This is a genomic window from Pseudomonas sp. W3I7 (assembly GCF_030816095.1).
GTDB lineage: Bacteria > Pseudomonadota > Gammaproteobacteria > Pseudomonadales > Pseudomonadaceae > Aquipseudomonas > Aquipseudomonas salomonii.
The window spans coordinates 5045420-5066347 of sequence record NZ_JAUSXP010000001.1 but is presented as its reverse complement, the minus strand read 5'-3'; the positions used below and the strand labels follow the sequence as shown (position 1 = coordinate 5066347).

At 61.0% G+C, this 20928-nt stretch carries 16 protein-coding genes and 2 pseudogenes; 10 read left to right on the top strand and 8 right to left on the bottom strand.

The annotated features are described in order from the left end of the window. Positions 1-25: 25 nt before the first annotated feature. Positions 26-1402: an L-serine ammonia-lyase gene (locus QF043_RS23395; protein ID WP_177024302.1), complete on the bottom strand. Its 1377-nt coding sequence runs from the start codon at positions 1400-1402 to the stop codon at positions 26-28. Positions 1403-1539: 137 nt separating this feature from the next. Here QF043_RS23395 and QF043_RS23390 point away from each other — a divergent pair, with 137 nt between their 5' ends. After that, on the top strand, positions 1540-2487 hold the full coding sequence (locus QF043_RS23390) for a LysR substrate-binding domain-containing protein (RefSeq protein ID WP_017135169.1): 948 nt from the start codon (positions 1540-1542) through the stop codon (positions 2485-2487). Positions 2488-2699: 212 nt separating this feature from the next. After that, positions 2700-3110: an HPF/RaiA family ribosome-associated protein gene (locus QF043_RS23385; RefSeq protein ID WP_307420347.1), complete on the top strand. Its 411-nt coding sequence runs from the start codon at positions 2700-2702 to the stop codon at positions 3108-3110. Between the two features lie 59 nt (positions 3111-3169). Here the strand turns inward: QF043_RS23385 and QF043_RS23380 are convergent, their stop codons facing one another. After that, the gene (locus tag QF043_RS23380) at positions 3170-4681 is read right to left on the bottom strand and encodes an MFS transporter (RefSeq protein WP_307420346.1); all 1512 of its coding nucleotides are present in this window, start codon (positions 4679-4681) and stop codon (positions 3170-3172) included. Positions 4682-4786: 105 nt separating this feature from the next. Between QF043_RS23380 and QF043_RS23375 the strand changes: the two genes are divergently transcribed. Beyond that, positions 4787-5659: a LysR family transcriptional regulator gene (locus QF043_RS23375; RefSeq protein ID WP_307420345.1), complete on the top strand. Its 873-nt coding sequence runs from the start codon at positions 4787-4789 to the stop codon at positions 5657-5659. Between the two features lie 1652 nt (positions 5660-7311). On the opposite strand, the pseudogene fecA reads toward QF043_RS23375, so the two are convergent. From fecA to QF043_RS23360, 3 genes and pseudogenes are all read right to left on the bottom strand, one after another. Next, positions 7312-9649 (bottom strand): annotated as a pseudogene (fecA, locus tag QF043_RS23370) (TonB-dependent Fe(3+) dicitrate receptor FecA). Between the two features lie 92 nt (positions 9650-9741). Continuing rightward, positions 9742-10683 (bottom strand): FecR domain-containing protein, encoded by a 942-nt coding sequence (locus QF043_RS23365; protein ID WP_307420344.1) that lies wholly within the window; start codon positions 10681-10683, stop codon positions 9742-9744. Further along, positions 10680-11168 carry a sigma-70 family RNA polymerase sigma factor gene (locus tag QF043_RS23360; RefSeq protein ID WP_307421492.1) on the bottom strand — a complete coding sequence of 163 codons (489 nt, stop codon included), beginning with the start codon at positions 11166-11168 and terminating at the stop codon, positions 10680-10682. Before QF043_RS23360 ends, QF043_RS23365 begins: the two co-directional genes overlap by 4 nt. Before the next feature lie 171 nt (positions 11169-11339). Here QF043_RS23360 and QF043_RS23355 point away from each other — a divergent pair, with 171 nt between their 5' ends. From QF043_RS23355 to QF043_RS23330, 6 genes are all read left to right on the top strand, one after another. Further along, the gene (locus QF043_RS23355) at positions 11340-11642 is read left to right on the top strand and encodes a DUF3649 domain-containing protein (protein WP_056858902.1); all 303 of its coding nucleotides are present in this window, start codon (positions 11340-11342) and stop codon (positions 11640-11642) included. Beyond that, complete coding sequence (locus QF043_RS23350) at positions 11639-13207, top strand: PepSY domain-containing protein (RefSeq protein ID WP_307420343.1); 1569 nt, start codon at positions 11639-11641, stop codon at positions 13205-13207. Before QF043_RS23355 ends, QF043_RS23350 begins: the two co-directional genes overlap by 4 nt. Continuing rightward, positions 13208-13534, top strand: coding sequence for a DUF3325 domain-containing protein (locus QF043_RS23345; protein WP_307420342.1), 327 nt, complete (start codon positions 13208-13210; stop codon positions 13532-13534). 7 nt (positions 13535-13541) lie between these two features. Further along, complete coding sequence (locus QF043_RS23340) at positions 13542-14120, top strand: RNA polymerase sigma factor (RefSeq protein WP_056858899.1); 579 nt, start codon at positions 13542-13544, stop codon at positions 14118-14120. Next, positions 14117-15094 (top strand): FecR family protein, encoded by a 978-nt coding sequence (locus QF043_RS23335; protein ID WP_307420341.1) that lies wholly within the window; start codon positions 14117-14119, stop codon positions 15092-15094. The genes QF043_RS23340 and QF043_RS23335 overlap by 4 nt, the downstream gene beginning before the upstream one ends. A 275-nt stretch (positions 15095-15369) precedes the next feature. Then, positions 15370-17610 carry a TonB-dependent receptor gene (locus tag QF043_RS23330; protein WP_307420340.1) on the top strand — a complete coding sequence of 747 codons (2241 nt, stop codon included), beginning with the start codon at positions 15370-15372 and terminating at the stop codon, positions 17608-17610. A 179-nt stretch (positions 17611-17789) separates the two neighbouring features. Here QF043_RS23330 and QF043_RS23325 read toward each other — a convergent pair. Beyond that, a pseudogene (locus QF043_RS23325) lies at positions 17790-18141 on the bottom strand (glutaredoxin family protein). Continuing rightward, positions 18141-19145, bottom strand: a complete 1005-nt coding sequence (yejK, locus tag QF043_RS23320) for a nucleoid-associated protein YejK (RefSeq protein ID WP_003171997.1) — start codon at positions 19143-19145, stop codon at positions 18141-18143. Before yejK ends, QF043_RS23325 begins: the two are co-directional and overlap by 1 nt. Before the next feature lie 397 nt (positions 19146-19542). On the opposite strand from yejK, the gene QF043_RS23315 reads away from it, so the two are divergent. Next, the gene (locus QF043_RS23315; RefSeq protein ID WP_003188840.1) at positions 19543-19824 is read left to right on the top strand and encodes an HU family DNA-binding protein; all 282 of its coding nucleotides are present in this window, start codon (positions 19543-19545) and stop codon (positions 19822-19824) included. Positions 19825-19906: 82 nt separating this feature from the next. Here QF043_RS23315 and rlmF read toward each other — a convergent pair whose 3' ends face one another. Then, positions 19907-20926 carry a 23S rRNA (adenine(1618)-N(6))-methyltransferase RlmF gene (gene rlmF / locus QF043_RS23310; RefSeq protein ID WP_307420339.1) on the bottom strand — a complete coding sequence of 340 codons (1020 nt, stop codon included), beginning with the start codon at positions 20924-20926 and terminating at the stop codon, positions 19907-19909. Positions 20927-20928: the final 2 nt, after the last annotated feature.

Here is a 20928-nt window from a genome sequence, read left to right as displayed (position 1 = left end):
TAGGGGGCGGGTAAAAGTGCTCCGATCAGCACTCCACCCAGCTGACCGCCAGGCCGCCCCGTGAAGTTTCTTTGTATTTGTCATGCATATCGGCGCCGGTATCGCGCATGGTGCGGATCACCCGGTCGAGGGAAATAAAGTGTTTGCCGTCACCGCGCAGGGCCATTTGCGTGGCGTTGATCGCCTTGACCGCCGCGATGGCGTTGCGCTCGATGCACGGCACTTGCACCAGGCCGCCGACCGGGTCGCAGGTCAGGCCGAGGTTGTGTTCCAGGCCGATTTCGGCAGCGTTTTCCAATTGCTCGGGCGTGGCGCCGAGGATGTCGGCCAAGCCGGCGGCGGCCATGGCACAAGCTGAGCCCACTTCGCCCTGGCAGCCGACTTCGGCGCCGGAGATCGAAGCGTTTTTCTTGCAGAGAATGCCCACGGCGGCAGCCGCCAGGAAGAAGTTGACCACATCGTCATCCGACGCATCGGCGTTGAACTTCATGTAGTAATGCAGCACGGCCGGGATGATCCCTGCTGCGCCATTGGTCGGCGCGGTGACCATGCGCCCGCCGGCGGCGTTTTCTTCGTTGACGGCGAGGGCGAACAGGTTGACCCATTCCATCGCCGACAAGGTGGAAGTGATCACGTTGGGTTTGCCGATTTCCAGCAGGCTGCGATGCAATTTCGCCGCCCGGCGCGGTACGTCCAAACCGCCTGGCAAGATGCCTTCATCGCGCAGACCTTGCTCCACGCATTCACGCATCACCGACCAGATATGCAGCAAGCCGCTGCGGATTTCTTCGTCGCAGCGCCACGCGCGTTCATTGGCCATCATCAGCTCGGAAACCCGCAGGCCGTGCTTGTTGCACAAGGCCAGCAGTTCGACGGCGCTGGAAAAGTCGTAGGGCAATTCGACGTCGCTGGCAGGCGCGATGCCCGAGGCGGCTTCGGCCGCTTCGATGATGAAACCGCCGCCCACCGAGTAATAGGTTTGCTCGCTCAGCAGGCCGTTTTCGCCATAGGCGTGCAGGGACATGGCGTTGGGGTGGTAGGGCAGGCTTTCGTCGAGCAGCAGGAGGTCGGTGTGCCAGTTGAAGGCAATCTCCTGTTTGCCGGCAAGCAGCAGTCGGCCGGATTCGCGCAACTGCTGAATGCGTGCATTGATTGACGTGGGGTCGACCGTGTCTGGCCATTCGCCCATCAACCCCATCACGCTGGCGCGGTCGGTGGCGTGGCCTACGCCTGTGGCGGACAGCGAGCCGTACAGGCGCACTTCAATACGTCGCGTATCGGCCAGCAATTGCTGGTCGGTCAGGGCTTGGGCGAAAGTCGCCGCTGCGCGCATCGGGCCGACGGTATGGGAGCTGGACGGGCCGATGCCCACTTTGAATAGATCGAAAACACTGATAGCCATGCTAAAGCCTTACAAGCAATGGAGTAGAAATCGCTGCCATGTTTTGTAGAGCAGGCGGAATTGGCGCGATACTGAGCCTCTGGATCGGCACTGACCAACGAATTATCCTAAGACACCCTTTAGCAGGACTAAACGCTATGACTCGCCCTCTCCATGGCCAGACCTATGTCTGGCTGCACGTGTTTTCCTGCGCCGCGCGGCATTTGTCGTTTACCCGTTGCGCCGAAGAACTGCACATCACGCCGGGGGCGGTGAGCCAACAAATTCGCCAGTTGGAAGAGCGCTTGGGCTTTCGACTGTTTCATCGGCGTGCCCGTGGCGTGGAGCTGAGTGCCGAGGGGCAAAGGCTGGCGGCGACCGTCGGCGAGGCCTACGGCAGCATCGATGCGGAATTGCAGCGGCTGGACGCGGGGATGATCAGCGGCACTTTGCGCTTGCGCTCGATCCCGTCGTTTCTCGGCAAGTGGTTGACTCCGCGTTTGCCGCGTTTGCAGCAGCGCTTCCCGGATATCCAACTGCGCATGGTCGCCGAAGACAGCAGCATCGCCTTGCACGAGGGCGACTTCGACCTGGCCATCGACTTGAACGACGGCAGCTACCCCGGCCTGTTATCCACAGCCCTGCTCGATGAACAGATCTTTCCGGTGTGCGCGCCGAGCCTGCTGCGCGGGAGGCCGCCGTTGCATGGCCCGGCGGACCTGGTGCATTTTCCGCTGTTGCACGACATCACCGCTTGGCGTGGGAGTTATGAATACGCCGAGTGGGAGTTTTACCTGAATGCTATCGGCTACCACGACGCCGACGTGCGCCGCGGCCACACCTTCAACCGCAACCACCTGACCATCGAGGCCGCCATCGCCGGTATGGGCGTGGCGATTGCGCGGCGCACCTTGCTTAACGATGAACTGGAGCGCGGCACCTTGATCGTGCCCTTCGGCCTGGCCGTGCCCAACCACAAACGTTATGTGTTGCTGTATGCGCCGGGCGCGTTGAGCCATCCCGGTGTGCGTGCGGTGCATGACTGGCTGGTAGAGGAAGCGGGGATTTTTCGCGGATTGCACCCGTTGGGAGAGGGGCAATTATAAGGTTCGCTGGGCGTAAGAAGATGTAACTAACTCCCCACCCTAACAGCGTTTATGCTCGTAGTCAGGGTTAATTTGTAATGTGGGATTTATCTTTGCAAAGGGGTTGAAATGTTCTGCGCAGTGCTCAATTGTGTAATCAAGAGGTCATGGTTTCACCACCCCGGTGTCGCAGTTGTGACCTCTCGCGAGCTAGCTGAAATAAGGGAAGAACTATGCAAATCCAAGTCAATAGCGATAACCATATTGAAAGCAGCATCCGACTGGAGGAGTGGGTACGAACTACCATTGAGAGCACGCTCGAACGTTATGAAGAAGACCTGACCCGTGTTGAGGTCTACCTGAAGGATGAGAACGGCGATAAGCCCGGCCCCCACGATCTGAGTTGCCGTCTGGAAGCACGGCCAAAGGGCCATCAAGCACTGTCGGTACTGCACAAGGCCGATACGCTGGAACAGGCGATCGATGGCGCCGCCACCAAGCTTGAGAAAGCGCTGGAGCATCTGTACGGCAAACTGCGCGGCAAACCACGCGCCGTAGGGCAGAGCTTGCCGGATACCAAGGTCGACGAGGCCGAGTTGGAAGAGGAATTTCTGGAAAACGAACAGGCTGCGCTTAACAGCTGATAGCTGAGTGTTTTTTCAACCCCAATAAAACGGGCCTGCATCTGCAGGCCCGTTTTCGTTCAGGGCCGCTGCTGGAAAAAGTACCGGCTCAAGATCGCCAGCCCGCACGCACCCAACCCCGCAAACAGCATGGCCCAGCCGGCGCCGTGGCGCAGTGCGGCCTGGGCGTCTGAAGGCGCCAGTACCAGCGCGTCCAGTTTGCCCGCCGCAATGTTCTGGCTGATAGCCGGCCAATCCAACGCCGTGGTGGCAGGCAGCAGGCTGGAGAGGTGATGGCCAATGCCCAGCAGCAGCACCAGCCCCATCAACGCGATGTTGAGGGCCAAGGTGATCAGTCGCGCGCTGAGATCGATACCCGAGGCCATGCCCGCACGGTCAGCCGACACGGCGCCGGTGGTGGTGTTGGTGGTCGGTGAGTTGGTCAGCGCCAGTCCCACGCCCGCTAACACGCAACTGAACAGCACCCAGACGATACTCGGCTGCTGCGCGCCATTGACTGCCGCCATGGTGATAAACCCTGCACCCATCAAACCCAGGCCCAGCGGGATAATACGTTCGGCGCCGTAGCGCAGGGCCAGGCGTTCCGCCAGCGGCGGCACCAGCAAGGTTGGCAGCGTATAAGCCAGCAAGGCCGCGCCGGTGGTCAGCGTGTCGTAGCCCAGGCCGGCCTGGAAGTAGAGTGGCAGGTAGATCATGAAGGGCCAGAAACTGAAATTCATGCCGATCGACCCCATCAGCGCGCCATTGAAACGCTGGATGCGGAATACCGAAAAATCGAACATCGGGTGCGCGCTGCGTCGCTCAACAAAAATGAACAGCAGCAGCCCGACCAGCGACAAACCAGCCCAGCCGAGCATCGCCGGACTGCCGAAGCCGTTTTCGCTGCCCTGAGTAATGAAATACACCAAGGCGAACACCGACAGCGTCAAGGTCAGCATGCCGGCGATATCCAGCCGATGGCCGGCCGGGTCGCGGGATTCCTGCACGCTGATGCGCAGCAGCAGCAGGGTCAACAGCGTGAGCGGCACATGCACCAGGAACACCCAGCGCCAGTCCGCGACCGCCAGAATCAGTGCGCCGATCATCGGCCCGAAGCCGAGGCCCACGCCTGCGATCACGCCCCATATCGCGAAGGCCCGCGCGCGCGCCGCCGGTTCGCGGAACTGGTGCGACAAAATGGCGAACTGGCAGATCATCATCGCCCCGGCGCCTATACCTTGAACAAAGCGCGCCGCGATCAGTGCGGAAGCATCATTGGCCAGCCCGCAGGCCAGCGAAGCCAATCCAAACAGCCACAGGCACAACACCAGCATGCGCCGCCGTCCAAAGCGGTCGGCCAACGTACCCGCCGCCATCAAGACGCTGGTGCAGGCCAGGGTGTAGGCGTTCATGATCCATTGCGAATCCTGAAAACCGGTGCCCAGTTGCCGTTCCAGGGTTGGCAGGATGACCGGCACACTGGAGATCTCCAGCCCGAACATCAGTGCCACAAGGCACACGGCGGTGAGTGCCAGGCCATCTCTGGCGGTGCGCGGGGCACTGACGGCGGATACGGCGGCGGCGGGCGGCATGGGATATTCCTTTTGCTTGAGAGAGAGCGCTATTCTCGCGGGAGCAGAATTCTTTATTCGTGATAAGTTTTCCTTTGATAAGGGAATTAAGGGCGACAATTAAGCATGGCCACTCCCCGTTTTGATGGTGTTGAGCTCTTTCTGCAAGTCGTCGAGAGCGGCAACCTGACCGAGGCTGCCGAACGACTGAACCTTACGCGTTCGGCCGTGGGTAAAGGCCTGGCGCGCCTGGAAGCACGCTTGGGCACTCGCCTGTTGCAGCGCTCCACCCGCCGCCAGCGTCTGACGGAAGATGGGCAGGCGTACTACGAACATTGTTTGCGTGCGCTGGCAGAGCTGGAAGCTGCCGAATCGGTGCTGGAGAGCGGCCGGCAACAGCCACGCGGGCGTTTAAGGGCGAGCTTGCCTTTGGCTTTCGGCCATCATTACGCAGCGCCAGCGTTGTGGGGGTTGATGGACCGTTACCCGGCGTTGGAGATCGAGATCTCGTTCTCTGACCGGTTGATCGATCTCGCACAGGAAGGCTTCGACGTGGCCGTGCGTATTGGTCCGCTGCCGGACACTGACCGCCTGAGTGCGCGTCGCCTGGGCGAACAATCGGTTGGCCTGGCGGCTTCGCCAGCCTATTTGCAGCGGGTCGGGCCAATCACCGCTATCGACGACCTCGCCGCACACCGAGGCATTGCCTACCGCTGCAATACCTCGCAGCGTCCCGGTGTGCCTTCGCTGTTAATGCTCGACGACCTCCAGGCCGTGGCCGATGCCGCGATTGCGGGCGTGGGCCTGGCCTGGTTGCCGAGCTGGTTGATTGCGCATTACGTGCTGCGCGGGCAACTGGAAGCGGTACTGCCGAACCACCGCGACCAGCCTGCGCCAATCCACGTGATCTGGCCGACGGCCGCACACATGCCGGCCAAGACACGCTGTGCCATTGACGCCTTGGTGGCGGGCACCCCGAGTTGCCTGGCAGGCAGTTAGAGTCGGCCAACGTAGATCTCAACGACAAAGCTGATCCCCTGTGGGAGCTGTCGAGCTTTAGCGAGGCTGCGAAGACGGTGGGTCAGGCAGCTTATGTTTCGCCAGTGCCGCCGCCTTGGCCGCCTCGCCGGGGCTCGACAGCTCCCACATTGGATCTATGTTGCTGGTGGGATTTGTGTATGGCGCGATGGCTCTGTGAATTGAGATCTAACCAACACAGCCGATTCCCTGTGGGAGCTGTCGAGCTTTAGCGAGGCTGCGAAAGCGGTGGGTCAGGCAGCTTATGTTTCGCCAGTGCCGCCGCTTTCGCAGCCTCGCCGGGGCTCGACAGCTCCCACATTGGATCTTTGTTGCTGGAGGATTTGTGTATGGCGCGATAGCCCTGTGAATTGAGATCTAACCAACACAGCCGTTCCCCTGTGGGAGCTGTCGAGCTTTAGCGAGGCTGCGAAAGCGGTGGGTCAGGCAGCTTATGTATCGCCTGTACCGCCGCCTTCGCAGCCTCGCTGGGGCTCGACAGCTCCCACATTTGAATTGTTTCGCTGGTGGGATTTGCGCCCGCCGCGATAGCCCTGCGAACTGAGATCTAACCAACACCGCCATCCCCTGTGGGAGCTGTCGAGCTTTAGCGAGGCTGCGAAAGCGGTGGGGCAGGCAACTTATGCATCGTCTGTGCCGCCGCCTTCGCAGCCTCGCTGGGGCTCGACAGCTCCCACAGTTGAACTGCTGCGCTGGTGGGATTTGTGTATGGCGCGATGGCCCTGTGAATTGAGATCTAACCAACACAGCTGATCCCCTGTGGGAGCTGTCGAGCTTTAGCGAGGCTGCGAAAGCGGTGGGTCAGGCAGCTTATGTTTCGCCAGTGCCGCCGCTTTCGCAGCCTCGCTGGGGCTCGACAGCTCCCACATTGGATCTTTGTTGCTGGGGGGATTTGTGTATGGCGCGATGGCCCTGTGAATTGAGATCTAACCAACACAGCCGATCCCCTGTGGGAGCTGTCGAGCTTTAGCGAGGCTGCGAAAGCGGTGGGTCAGGCAGCTTATGTATCGCCAGTGCCGCCGCCTTCGCAGCCTCGCTGGGGCTCGACAGCTCCCACATTGGATCTTTGTTGCTGGGGGGATTTGTGTATGGCGCGATAGCCCTGTGAATTGAGATCTAACCAACACAGCCGTTCCCCTGTGGGAGCTGTCGAGCTTTAGCGAGGCTGCGAAAGCGGTGGGTCAGGCAACTTGTGTATCGCCAGTGCCGCCGCATTCGCAGCCTCGCTGGGGCTCGACAGCTCCCACATTGGATCTTTGTTGCTGGGGGGATTTGTGTATGGCGCGATGGTCCTGTGAACTGAGATCTAACCAACACAGCCGATTCCCTGTGGGAGCTGTCGAGCTTTAGCGAGGCTGCGAAAGCGGTGGGTCAGGCAGCTTATGTATCGCCAGTGCCGCCGCCTTCGCAGCCTCGCTGGGGCTCGACAGCTCCCACATTGGATCTTTGTTGCTGGGGGGATTTGTGTATGGCGCGATAGCCCTGCGAACTGAGATCTAACCAACACAGCCGATCCCCTGTGGGAGCTGTCGAGCTTTAGCGAGGCTGCGAAAGCGGTGGGTCAGGCAACTTATGTTTCGCCTGTGCCGCCGCTTTCGCAGCCTCGCCGGTACCTAAAACGCGATGGAGGTCTGCACGTACACCGTGCGCGGTTTCCCCCACGTATTTGCCTTTGTTGTTATCGTCGAACGAGCGCGTGAAGTACTGCTTGTTAAAGATGTTTTTCACACCGACCGCCACGTTCAAATCCGACAGTTGCGGGCCGAAGTCATACGCTGCGCGGCTGCTGAACAGCATGTAGCCAGGGATGCGTCCGTTGGCGCCGTCGGCGGTTTCCGCCTGGGTGTTGGCGTTGTCGGCGAACTGGCTGCTCTGGTAGCTGCTGTCGAGGTTGAGCTTCCAGCGGCCCTCGGTATAACCCACGCCCAGGGTGCCTTTGTGCTTGGACGAGAAGGGCACGCGGTTGCCTTTGTTTGGGCCGTCTTCGCGGATGGTCGCGTCCACATAGGCGTAGGTGGCGTACACGTCAAAGCCCGCAAGCGCCGGGCTCAAGCCGTCGAGGGCGTAGTTGATGCTCGACTCGATACCTTGGTGGCGCGTTTCGCCACGGGCGATCACGGTGTCGTTGGTCTGGTTGCTGTCGTACTGGTTGTCGAAGTTGATCAGGAATGCGCCGATTTCCGCACGCAGGCTGCCGTTGTCGTAGCGCGTGCCGAGTTCCCAGGTGCGGGCTTTTTCCGGTTTCACTTCGCCGCTGCTCACGCGGTTGGGCATCTGGCTGTATTGCACGCTGCCGAACGAACCTTCGGTGTTGGCGTAGAGGTTCCAGTCTTCGGTGACGTGATAGAGCACATTCAACGCCGGCAGCGCGGTGTTGTAATCGCCTTTGTATTTGACGTTGCTCAGGTTGTTGGTCTGCTGGGATTCGATCATCTCGTAGCGCACGCCCGGCGTGATGGTCCACTTGCCGATATCAATGCGGTCATCGATGAAGAACGCGTTGGCTTCGGTGGCGCCACGGGTGTCGCGGTCGTTGCGGCTGTTGGTGTTGGGCAGTTGCTGGTTGGCGCTGATCGGCGTGCGGTAGCGCATCTCGTGGCCGGCTTCGCTGATATAGCGATAGCCGACGCCCACTTCATGGCTGGTGGGGCCGAGGTCGAAACCTTGGGCGAAGCGTGTTTCCAGGCCGCGTACCCAGTATTCGCGCGGGGACAACGACAGGAAGTTGCCCTGGTCCAGGTAGCCATTACGCAAGGTGGTGGTGAAGAAAGTGTTGGCGGTAAATTCGCGGCGGTCTTCCTGGTAGCGGTAGCCAGCGTTGAACATGGTGCGGCGGCCCCAGAACTTGTCGTAAGGGCGGGTGGACTGGTACGGGTCAGCCTTGTAGTCCTTGACGTTCAAGCCGCCGGGCATATCGGCCTGGCCTTCGTAGTACTGCGCCATGGCGTTGAAGCTGTTGGCGTCGTCCAGCTGGTATTTGCCCTTGAGGATCAGGTCGTCGATGCGCGTGTTGCTGTTTTCGCGCCAGTCGCCGCCACGGGTGCCGGAGTACAGGATTGCGCCACCCAGGCCGTTGTCGGCAGTGCCGCCAGCCAGCAGGTTGCCGGTGGTCTTGAAGCCGTCATGGCTGGAGGACGGGCTGGTCTCGGTCTGCAAACCGCCTTTGACGGTCGGCGCATTCGGGATTGCGCGGGTCACGAAGTTGACAATGCCGCCGACGTTCTGCGGGCCGTAGCGCACGGCACCGCCGCCACGAACGACGTCTACTGCGTCCATGTTGCCCATGCTGATCGGCGCGAAGGACAGCTGCGGCTGGCCATAGGGCGCGAAAGGCACCGGAATGCCGTCCATCAACACGGTGGAGCGCGAGGCCAGGCGCGGGTTGAGGCCTCGAATGCCAAAGTTCAGCGCCATGTCATGGCTGCCGGTGCCGTTGTTTTCCGGGGCGTTGACGCCGGGGATGCGGTTGAGCACGTCGCGGGCCTGGGTGGCGCCTTGGCGTTCGAATTCTTCGCGGCGGATCACATCACGGGCGCCAGGGTGCTCGAACACATTGGTTTGCGCGGCATCACCAAGCCAGTCGCCGACCACGCTGGAGGTTTGCAGCTCCACGGTCGCAGGCGCACTGGCCGGTTGCAGGCTGTAGGCCTTGTCGCCCTCGGCGCGGGCTTGCAGGCCAGTGCCTTCCAGCAATTTTTGCAGGCCTTCGTCGGCGCTGTAATTGCCCGACAAACCACGGCTCTGCAGGCCGGCCGTGACGTGGGAACCGAACGAAATCAGCACGCCAGCTTCGCGACCAAATTGATTCAGCGCCGCTTCCAGCGAAGCCGGTGCGATGTGATACGGCTTGGCCTCGGCCGCCATCACCTGAGGCAGTACGGTGAAACTGAGGCTGGCGCCGAGTAACAGTTGGCGCAAGGTGCGGGCGAGAAGGGTCGGCTGCTGGGGCATGACGTGCGGTCCTGGGAAGGAAGGATCAAGGTGGCTTTCCTTCTCTGTCACGCGAGGTGTGGAAAACGGCTCACTGTTATCGAAAAAAAATTTCAGGCGCGTGCCTGGACCGTCACCCAGTAACGGGTAAAACGCCGCACTTTGACCGGCAGGCTGACTGCCAGCAGGTCGAGAATGCGCTCGCTGTCGGCCAATGGATAACTGCCGGACAACAGCAGGTTCGCCACTTGCGGGTCGCAGTTGAGCTGGCCCCGGCGATAACGGCCCAGTTCGGTAAGGAAATCTTCCAGGCGCATATGCGCCGCCACCAGCATGCCGTCGGCCCACGCGCCGCTGTTGGCGTCGGTCGGGCGCGGTGTGTCCCAGCCTTTGCGGGTGAAATTGACCTGGCGCGCGGCCTCGACCGTCAACGGCAAACCGCTGTAGTTGTTGGGCATCACCTCGACGTGGCCGTCGAACACTGCCAGTTGGGTATGGTCATTGAACTGGCGCACGTTCAGCCGGGCGGCCTGGCTGCTGAGCAAACCCTGGCCGGTGAGTACGCGCAGCGGCGTATCGCCTGCGCGTGCAGTCAACAGGATCTCGCCTTCGAGCACGCGGATCAGGCGCTGCTGCCGATCAAAATGCACATCCACCGCACTGCCGGTATTGAGCTGCAACTGGCTGCCATCGGCCAGCAGCACCTTGCGACGCTCGCCGACAGGGCTGCGGTAGTCGGCGCTCAGCGGCGGCAAAATATGCTGTTGGCGCAAGCCGCAGGCGGCCGCCGAACCCACGCCGAGAATCAGCAACAGCTTCAGGGCCTGGCGGCGGCTGCTCGATTGCGGCGCGTTCAGCGTTGCGTGAGCGAGAGGCGAGGGCATGCCCCGCAGGCGTTGGTTGACACGTTGGATATGGTCCCACGCGCGCTGATGTTCACTGTGGGCATTCAGCCAGTGCTGCCACGCCGCTTGCTGACGTGGGTTAAGCGCGCCTTGCTGCATTTCCATCAGCCAGTGCACGGCCTGTTCGGCCACTTGCGTGGAAAAGTTCATAGGGCGAAGTAGCAGCGCATCGCTGCTTTATTCAGGTGGCGCTTGACCGTGGCGATGGAGATGCCCAGTTCGGCACCGATTTGTGCGTAGGTCAGGCCGTCGAGCTGGGCCAGCAGGAAGGCGCGCTTGACCTGCACGGGCAGGCCGTCGAGCAGTTGGTCCAGCTCTACCAGGGTTTGCAGGATGATGGCGCGCTCTTCTTCCGAGGGCGCCACGTGTTCGGGGATCTGCGCGAGGGCGTCGAGGTAAGCGCGTTCCAGGTCCTGGCGGCGGTAGAAGTTGCACAGCACGCGCTTGGCTATGGTGGTGAGGAAGGCGCGTGGTTCGATCAGCGTGGGGGCTTCGCGGGCGGTGAGCACGCGGATAAAGGTGTCTTGCGCCAGGTCCGCCGCGCTTTGCGGGCAGCCGAGCTTGCGTCGCAACCAGCCGGTAAGCCAGAGGTGATGGTCGTGGTACAGGGCTTCGACGGTGTTGGACGGCTGCAACGCGTTCACTCCGAAAGTATCAATGTACTTTAGAGAACAAGAATTGTTCGCATTGTAAGGGGCGTGATACGCATTCGGCAATCCATGCGGGCAGGTGATTCATCCGTTCTCTTTTGCTTATGAGAATATTTATCATTAATATTGCGCGCTGATGAATCTGGCGTCTCCCGCATGAAAAGCAAACCCTCACTGCCCGTCACCTACCGCCTCGCCGTCACCTCGCGCGCGCTGGCTGCCGTGGTCGGCGGCTATCTGATGGCGTCTCTGGCCGCCGTGTGCCTGGCGCTGTGGATGCCCACCTCGCGCGCCGATGCGGTGATCACCGGGATGATGAGTTCGTTTGTATTCTATTTGCTGGCGGTTATCTGGTGCTTCGCCTGCCGCACAGCCTCGCGCGCCTGGTTTGGCGTGATGCTGCCCAGCGCGTTGTTTGCCACCCTGGCGGGCGTGGGTTTTTGGATGGCACGCACATGAAAGAGGGCTTTCGCCAGGCGATGGCCTGGTTGCACACCTGGGCCGGCCTGATCTTCGGCTGGCTGCTGTTCGCGATATTCCTGACCGGCACCCTGGCCTATTTCAAGGACGAAATTACCCACTGGATGCAGCCCGAAGTGCAGGCGTATCCCTTGGACGAAGCGCGCAGCCTTGCCGCTGCGCAAACCTATCTGCAGCAACAGGCGCCCAACGCCGCGCGCTGGTTTATCACCCTGCCCAACAGCCGTGACCCTGGCCTGTCGGTGATGTGGCAAGACAAGATCGACCCCGGCAAACGCGGCAACTTCATCCAGAAAGTCCTCGATCCCGTTACTGCTGAACCCGTCCAGGCCCGAGAAAGCATGGGCGGCGATTTTTTCTACCGCTTCCACTTCCAGCTGCAAATGCCTTACCCGTGGGGCCGCTGGCTGTCGACCATCGCCGCCATGGTGATGTTCGTCGCGCTGATCACCGGGATCATCACCCACAAGAAAATCTTCAAGGACTTCTTCACCTTCCGCCCGCGCAAGGGCCAGCGCTCCTGGCTCGACGGGCATAACGCGGTGGGTGTGCTGGTGCTGCCGTTTCACCTGATGATCACCTACAGCAGCCTGGTGATCTTCATGAGCATGGTGATGCCCGCGCCGATTCTCGCCTCGTACGGCAACGACAGCCGCGCGTTCTTTAATGAGGTGTTCCCCAATACTGACAATGCACCGGCACTCGGCCAGCCGGGCAAGTTGCTGCCGTTATGGCCGATGTACGAGCAGGCGCGCACACAATGGGCCGGTGGGCATGTGGGCCGATTGGTGGTCAACAACCCTGGCGATGTGAATGCGTCGGTGAATGTGGTGCGCGCCGGCTCCGACCGCGTGGTGCATGACTTTGGCAGCAGCGTGTCATTCAACGGCACCACCGGCGAGTTGCTGCGGGTCAGTGGCGAGCAATCGCTGCCGGCGGCGATTGGTGGCAGTTTCTATGGCCTGCACATGGGCCATTTCGCCGGCCCGGTGCTGCGCTGGCTGTACTTTATCTGTGGCCTGGCGGGCACGGCGATGATCGGCACCGGCCTGGTGATCTGGCTGGGCAAGCGCCAGCTCAAGCACGCTAAAACCGGCGTAATGCCGTTTGAACTGCGGCTGGTGGAAGTGCTCAACATCGCCAGCATGTCTGGCTTGATGGTCGCCATCGCGGCGTTTTTCTGGGCCAACCGCCTGTTGCCGGTGAGCTTCGCCGAACGTTCCGATTGGGAAATACAAACCTTCTTTATCGTCTGGGGCCTGAGCTTGCTACATGCTGTAGTGCGCCGTGGTCGCCAGGCTTGGGTCGAACAACTGAGCTTCGCTGCGCTGCTGTTTGTGGCGATCCCTCTGCTCAACGCGCTGACCACCTCACAGCACTTGGGCACGTCATTGGCCAAGGGTGACTGGGCCATGGCCGGCTTCGACCTGACCTGCCTGGCCAGCGGCCTGTTCCTCGCCTGGGCGGCGTGGAAGATGCAGCACCGAACGCAACCCAAGGCCGAACGCGTGCGGTCAATCACACTCAAGCAGGAGGCGCACTGAATGCTGCTCGCGCTATTGATGTGTTACACCGGGTTTACCGCGTTGTGCCTGGCCACCGACCGCCATCACGGCGAGTTGCTGCACAGCAAGCCGTCGCCCGCGCGGCGTTCAAGCCTGCGCATGGCCGGTTGGTTGTTGCTGGGCGTGTCGATCTGGCCCGCCGTCGCCGCTTCAGGCTGGGCCCAAGGGTTGGTGGAGTGGTGCGCGGTGTTGATGCTCAGCGCGCTGCTGCTGGTGTTGCTGTTGCCGTATCGACCCAGGCTGGCCTTGATCCTGGCGGGCGCCGGCCTGCTGGCCAGCCCTGTCGCGGCCTTCGCCTTAATCTGAGCCTGTGATGATGATCAGCACGCCACCCGAATCCCAGGACAGCCCGCACACCGATGCGGCCGGTGGGCGTGCGCATTTTTTGCAGGTGTTTTTGTCCCAGCGTTCGCAAATGGAAGCCCTGGTCAGCCGCCGGGTGGGGTGTCGCGCCACGGCGGCTGATTTGGTACAGGATCTATTCCTGCGCTTCTGGCGCCGCCCGCTGGTGCAGGTCGAAGAGCTCAGCACTTACTTGCTGCGCTGCGCCGGCAACATCGCCATTGACCACTTGCGCAGCGAAGGCGCCCGTGTGCGCAGCAGCGAAGGCTGGCTGCCGGAGCAGCAGGACAATCAGGGCTCAGAACCCCAGGCGGCGCTCGAAGCGGGCAATGATCTGCGCCATGTCGAAGCCGCCTTGCGCAGCCTGCCGGAGCGCACGCGGCAGATTTTTTTGCTCAACCGCATCCACGGCCGCAAGTACGCAGAAATCGCCAGGGCCATGGGCTTGTCCCAAAGTGCCGTGGAAAAACATATGATGCGTGCCCTTGAAGCCTGCAAGGCCAGCCTTCGCGAACCATTGCCCCCACGCACGCCAGGGAAAGCACCGTGAACGTCACCCCCACGCCCGCCCAGGAACAGGCCGCGCTCGACTGGCTGAGCCTGTTGCACGACCAGCCCAGCAGTGGCGACCAGGCCACGTTCAGCCGCTGGTTGCGGGCCGATCCTGCCCACGTCGAGGCCTATTCCCAGGCCCAGGTGCTGTGGGAGTTGAGCGAAGTACCGGCGCGCACACTGGCAGGCGAAGACGCCCTGGCCTTGCAGGGTTACCTCAATGCGATGAACAGTTCGAAACGTTCGCGCACCCTGCGCTGGTCTGGCGCCTTGGCCATGGCCGCGTGCCTGCTGGTGATGGTGTCGATGGGCGCCGGTTGGCAGCCGTCGCGTTGGGTGGATGATTTCGGCGCCGATTACGTGACCGCGCCGGGTGAGGTGAAGACCGTGACCCTGGCCGACCAGTCCCAAGTGACCCTGGATGCCGACAGCGCCATCGCCGTGGATTTCAGCCACGGTCAGCGGCATATCCAGCTGCGTCGCGGTGCCGGTTTTTTCAGCGTGACCCACACCGGCCAGTCCTTTGTGGTCGAGGCCGGCAGCGGCGAAGCACGGGTGTTGGGCACACAGTTCGAAGTGCGCCTGCAACCGGCTGGCGCGCAGGTGACGGTGTTGTCCGGTCGGGTTGGCGTGACGCCGTCCAGGCAAGGCCAGCAGCAGGTTCTGACGGCGGGCCAGCAAGTGGCTTACGCCGACGGTGTGGCCGAAGCGATGCACGCGGTCGACAGTGAATCCCGCCTGGCCTGGCGTGACGGCTGGCTCAATTACTACAAGGCGCCGTTGGCTGACGTGGTCAAGGACCTGAGCCGTTACTATCCGGGGCGCATTCTGTTGCTGAACGACGAGATGGGCGCCAAGCGTGTCAGTGGCAGTTTTCCGAGCAAGGACCCAGTCGCGGTTTTGAATGCCCTGCAGGCGGTGCTGGGGTTTGAACAGCACTCGCTCTTGGGTCGCATGATTGTGTTGCGCTAGACACGATCGGTTTGCTGGCCACTGCCGTTTACAACTATTTTTCTCGCGATCATTTCCTGGCGACTGCTACAGGTCAGGTATCGCGCTGTCTGTAGATCCTTCACTTAACCTTCATCCTAATTGCCCAAACCTGTCACCAAACCGTTACACGCGCCAAGGATCATCCTCGGATTCCTGAGCAGGTGGTCAGGAAGACTGGCGTCGCCGTTCACCCGGTTCTGACAGCCAGTACCGCCCTCCATAACAACAGATAGATGCACGTAAGGGATCTACTTGTGAAGATCAACACACTCTCTGCCCTGCTTTTTGCATCGGGCCTAGGTAGCTTTGCGCCATTGATTTTGGCAGACAGTACGCAGGACGTCGGCTCGGTGGACATCGCCGGCAAACAGACCCTGGGCAATGGCCACATGATCCGCGAAGAAAGTGCCAAGGCGCGGTCGACGGTGACCAAGGAAGCCATGGACCAGATGTCGTCGACCGCCAACGCCATCGACAAGCTCAAATACACGCCGGGCATCAACGTTTCCAGTGATGACGCCAGTGGCACCAGCGGCACCAACTTCACCATGCGCGGCATGAACTCCGACCAGATCGGGGTTTCCGTCGATGGCGTGCCGATCAACGATTCGGGCAACTACAGCGTCTATTCCAACCAATTGGGCGACCCGGAAAACCTCGCGGAAGTGTTCGCCACCCAAGGTTCCTCGGAAGCCGACGGCCCGCACATCGGCTCCAGCGGCGGCAACATCGGCATGATCACCCTTCGGCCGACCAAAGAAGCCGGGGTGTTTGCCAAGCAGATTGTCGGCGCCAACGACTTGCGCAAGACCTTCGTGCGGGTCAATACCGGCGATTTCGGCGGCCTCAAGACCTGGGTCTCGGCCTCGCACCTGGAAGGCGACAAGTGGCGTGGCAAAGGCACGCTGCGCAGCGACAAGGTCGAGTGGAGCAGCCTGTTTGAAGACGGCAGCGGCAACTCCACACTGGCCACCATCAAGTACAACAACCAGGAAAACTACAACTACAACTCCTTGAGCAAGTCGCAGTTCGACACCGACGGGCGGCGCAAGGATTACTCGGAAACCCCGGTGTACAAGTCTGGTTTGCTGTCGTCTTCCTACAAGCTCAACCGCAACCCCTTCGAAAGCGTCAACGCCACGCTCACCCAGCGCTGGCAGCTGCAGGACAACCTGGCGCTGACGGTCACGCCGTATTACTACTGGGCCAACGGTGGCAGCTTCAGCGGCCAGACCGCATCAAACCTGGGGCCGAAGTCCGACAAGGCCGGCAACTACGACCTGAGCAACCTCAAATCGCTCAACTACTACCGCCCTTCGTGGACCGAAACCTGGCGCCCGGGCGTCACCGCCAAAATGAAGTGGGACATCAACGAAGAACACAGCCTGGACTACGGCTACTGGTATGAGCGCGCACGCCAGCGCCAGAGCCAGCCGTTTATCGGCATCAACGGCGAAGGCGCACCCGATGATGTGTGGGGCGACTACAACGGCGGCGGCCAGGTGGTCGACAAGAACGGTGCGACGGTACAAGGCCGTCATTACTACACCATCACACCGTCGCAAAAGCTCTGGGTGCAGGACAGCTGGCAAGCCACGCCAGACCTGAGTTTTGTCGGCGGCGTGGCCTACCAGTACGTCGAGCGCGACGGCAACAACCTGGGCAGCCTGTACGATAAACCGGAAAAACGTAACACCCGTTACCACCAGTTTCTGCCGAACTTCAGCGCCAAGTACCAGGTCGACCAGAGCAACCAGGCGTTCTACAACGTCACCCGCAACATGCGTACGCCGCCGAACTACGTGCTGTACAACAAGGGCGACTCCGTAAGCCTCAAGCCCGAGTTGAGCTGGAACCAGGAACTGGGCTGGCGCTTCACCGAAGACGATATTGCGCTGAGCGCGACGCTGTTCTACATCAGCTTCAAGGACCGCCAGTTGTCGACCACCGACCTCAACGGCGACTACGCGGTGATCAACGTCGGCAAAGTCGACAACAAAGGCCTGGAGCTGGAGTGGAGCGGGCTGTTGCCGCATCACTTCAACTACTACGCGTCCTACACCTACACCCAGTCAGAACAGAAAGACAATCTGCTCAGCAAGAACGTGTTGTTGCCCACCGCCGGCAAGCAACTGGCCAACGTGCCGGAAAACATGTTCAACCTGGTGTTTGGCTACGACGACTCGCGTTTCTACGGCAACGTTGCGGGCAAATACGTCGGCAGTTTCTACGGCGATTTGACCAACGACGAAAAAATCGCCGGGCGCACGGTGGTGGACCTGAATGCCGGTATTTACTTGCCGGTGGACAAGAAGGTCATCAAGTCCGCGACCCTGCGGCTGTCGATGCTTAACGTGTTCGACAAGGAATACCTGAGCTCGGCGCGCACCGTGTCGTTCAACTCGGCGCCGGTAAACGGCCTGGCGCCGAGTACGGCGTATTACAACGTGGGTGAGGAGCGTACGGCGATGGTGTCGCTGGAAGCTAACTTCTAAAGACGCTGCAGAACTGAATGTGGGAGCTCGCTTATGTGGGAGCTGGCTTTTTGTGGGAGCTGGCTTGCCTGCGATGCAGGCAACTCGGTCTGTCAGTTACTGCGCGGTGATGCTATCGCAGGCAAGCCAGCTCCCACACAAGCCAGCTCCCACACAAACGGGCTCCTGCAACGGCGGGGTTACTTCAAGGCAGCCATAATCGCTTCCGGGTTGTAATCGCGAATGAGCGTACCATTGACCTCCCACAAACGGAATCCCGCCGCCGCCCAGCGCCTCATACGCCTTGCGCGCCTGGGCATCCTTCTCGATATCGAACGCTTGGTACGGCACGCCTTTCTGGTCCAGAAAACGCCGTATCTGCTTGCAGTAGCCGCACCACTCGGTGGAGTAGAGCACCACGCGTGCCGAGGCGCGTAACTGCTCCGACACCACCTGCGAGGGGTTGAACAGCCGCTCGATCTTGCCCCAGTTCTGGATGACTACCACCACCAGCAACACCAACAGGACTTTCTTGAGTACCCCGCCCAGCATCAGTTACGGCGCTTGAGCTGGTCGGTCAGTTGGGTCGGCAGGCCCTTGATGATCAAGGTGCCGGCGGCTTCGTCGTATTCGATCTTGTCGCCCAGCAGGTGCGCTTCAAAGCTGATGGACAGGCCTTCGGCGCGGCCGGTGAAGCGGCGGAACTGGTTGAGGGTGCGTTTGTCGGCCGGAATTTCCGGTGACAGGCCGTAATCCTTGTTGCGGATATGGTCGTAGAACGCTTTTGGCCGATCTTCATCGATCAAGCCCGACAGTTCCTCCAGGCCCATCGGCTCGCCAAGCTTGGCCTGGCTGCTGGCGTAGTCCACCAGGGTTTTGGTCTTTTCGCGGGCGGACTCGTCCGGCAGGTCTTCGCTCTCAACAAAGTCACTGAAGGCCTTGAGCAGGGTGCGGGTCTCGCCCGGGCCGTCGACGCCTTCCTGGCAGCCAATAAAATCGCGGAAGTACTCCGAGACCTTCTTGCCGTTCTTGCCCTTGATAAACGAGATGTACTGCTTGGACTGCTTGTTGTTCTGCCACTCGGAGACGTTGATGCGCGCCGCCAGGTGCAACTGGCCCAGATCCAGGTGGCGCGACGGGGTCACGTCCAGCTCATCGGTCACTGCCACGCCTTCGCTGTGGTGCAGCAGGGCGATGGCCAGGTAATCGGTCATGCCTTGTTGATAATGAGCAAACAGCACGTGGCCGCCGGTGGAGAGGTTGGACTCCTCCATCAGCTTTTGCAGGTGCTCGACCGCCGTGCGGCTGAAGGTGGTGAAATCCTGGCCACCGTCGAAATACTCCTTCAACCAGCCGCTGAACGGGTGCGCGCCGGACTCGGCATGGAAGAACCCCCAGGCCTTGCCTTGTTTGGCGTTGTAGCTCTCGTTGAGGTCGGCCAGCATGTTCTCGATGGCGGCGGATTCGGACAGCTCCGAATCGCGGGCATGCAGAACTGCAGGTGTGCCGTCGGGTTTTTTGTCGATCAGGTGAACAATGCAATGACGGATCGGCATAGGCTTCTCGGCTGGTTGAAGGGGAGCGGTGGGCCTCCCCAAAAAGTCGCCCAGTGTACCGCACCCATTGGTCAAGACGCGCCTGCAAGGCGGTTTTGGACGACCTCCGACGGCCCATATGCCTTTTTTTCACGGTTTAGAGCGATAAAGCTGACCAAATGGGTATGTTGAGGCGGATATTTCCCCGTCTCTGTGCTAGTTTTGCCCCGTCTTACGCCAAGTCTCGGCGTTAAGCGTGCATTCAGCATCTGTCAGGTCGAACCAATCCCCGTTTCAAGCATCTATAACCCCGATCTCCGTGGTTGTAGGCCTGGGGTGCCAGGCCATGACGGTCGGGCTCGACGGCTGACACTGCACTCTGCAATCCATATGAATTTGATAGGGAAGGAACACCACAATGGCTATTACTAAAGACCAACTGATCGCTGACCTGGCTGAAGCAGTAGACGCACCGAAAACCACCGTGCGCGCTCTGCTGGACCAACTGAGCCAAGTTGTTGCTGATCAGCTGGAAAACGGCGGCGAAATCACTCTGCCAGGCGTTGGCAAACTGAAAGTGACCGAGCGTCCAGCCCGTACTGGCCGTAACCCTTCGACTGGCGCTGCCATCGAAATCGCTGCCAAGAAAGTTATCAAGCTGGTTGTGGCCAAAGGCCTGACCGACGCTGTTAACAAGTAAGACGCAGCAAAAAAAAACCGTGCCTCGGAGCGATCCGGGCACGGTTTTTTGTTGCCTGCGATTTGTGCAGGGCTTTCTGTGGCTAGTCGCGAACCCAGCGCTGGCGCCAGATCTGCTGCTCGTTCTTGGTCTGGAAGGTCCAGGCCACAAAACGGCTTTGCTTCTGGCCCTGGGACATCTCCACCACCTGGCTTTCCAGCACGCCGGCTTTTTTCAGGGCCGTCTCGATCGCGGGCAAGTTCGACGCTTTTGATACCAGCGTGCTGAACCACAGCACCTTGTGGGCAAAATGCGCGCTCTCGGCGATCAGTTGCGTCACAAAGCGGGCTTCGCCGCCTTCACACCACAGCTCCGCCGATTGACCGCCGAAGTTCAGCACCGGCAGCTTGCGCTTGGGATCGGCCTTGCCCAGGGCGCGCCATTTACGCTCGCTGCCCTTGGTGGCTTCGTCCATGGACGCGTGGAAAGGCGGGTTGCACATGGTCAGGTCAAAGCGCTCACCCGGCTCCAGCAAGCCCAGCAGGATCTGCTTGGGGTTGGGCTGCTGGCGCAACTGGATGACCTTGCTCAGGTCATTGGACTGCACGATGGCCTTGGCGGCGGCCACCGCGATAGGGTCGACCTCGGAGCCGAGGAAATTCCAGCGGTACTCCATATAGCCGATCAGCGGGTAGACGCAGTTGGCGCCCATGCCAATGTCCAGCACCTTGACGATGGAGCCGCGCGGAATCTTGCCGTCGTTGACGCTGGCCAGCAGGTCGGCGAGGAAATGCACATAGTCCGCACGCCCCGGTACCGGCGGGCACAGGTAATCCTGCGGGATATCCCAATGCTGGATGCCATAGAACGACTTGAGCAGTGCCCGGTTGAACACCCGCACCGCGTCCGGGCTGGCGAAGTCGATGCTCTCTTTGCCATACGGGTTGATGATCACGAATTTCGCCAGTTCCGGCGTGGTCTTGATCAGCGCCGGGAAGTCGTAACGGCCTGTGTGGCGGTTGCGCGGGTGCAGGGTAGCCTCTTTGCGCGGCGCGACGGGCTTGGCCGAGGCGGCGGTTTTAGGCTTCTTGCGCGGAGGTTTGGGTGTGCTGGGGGCGGTCATTG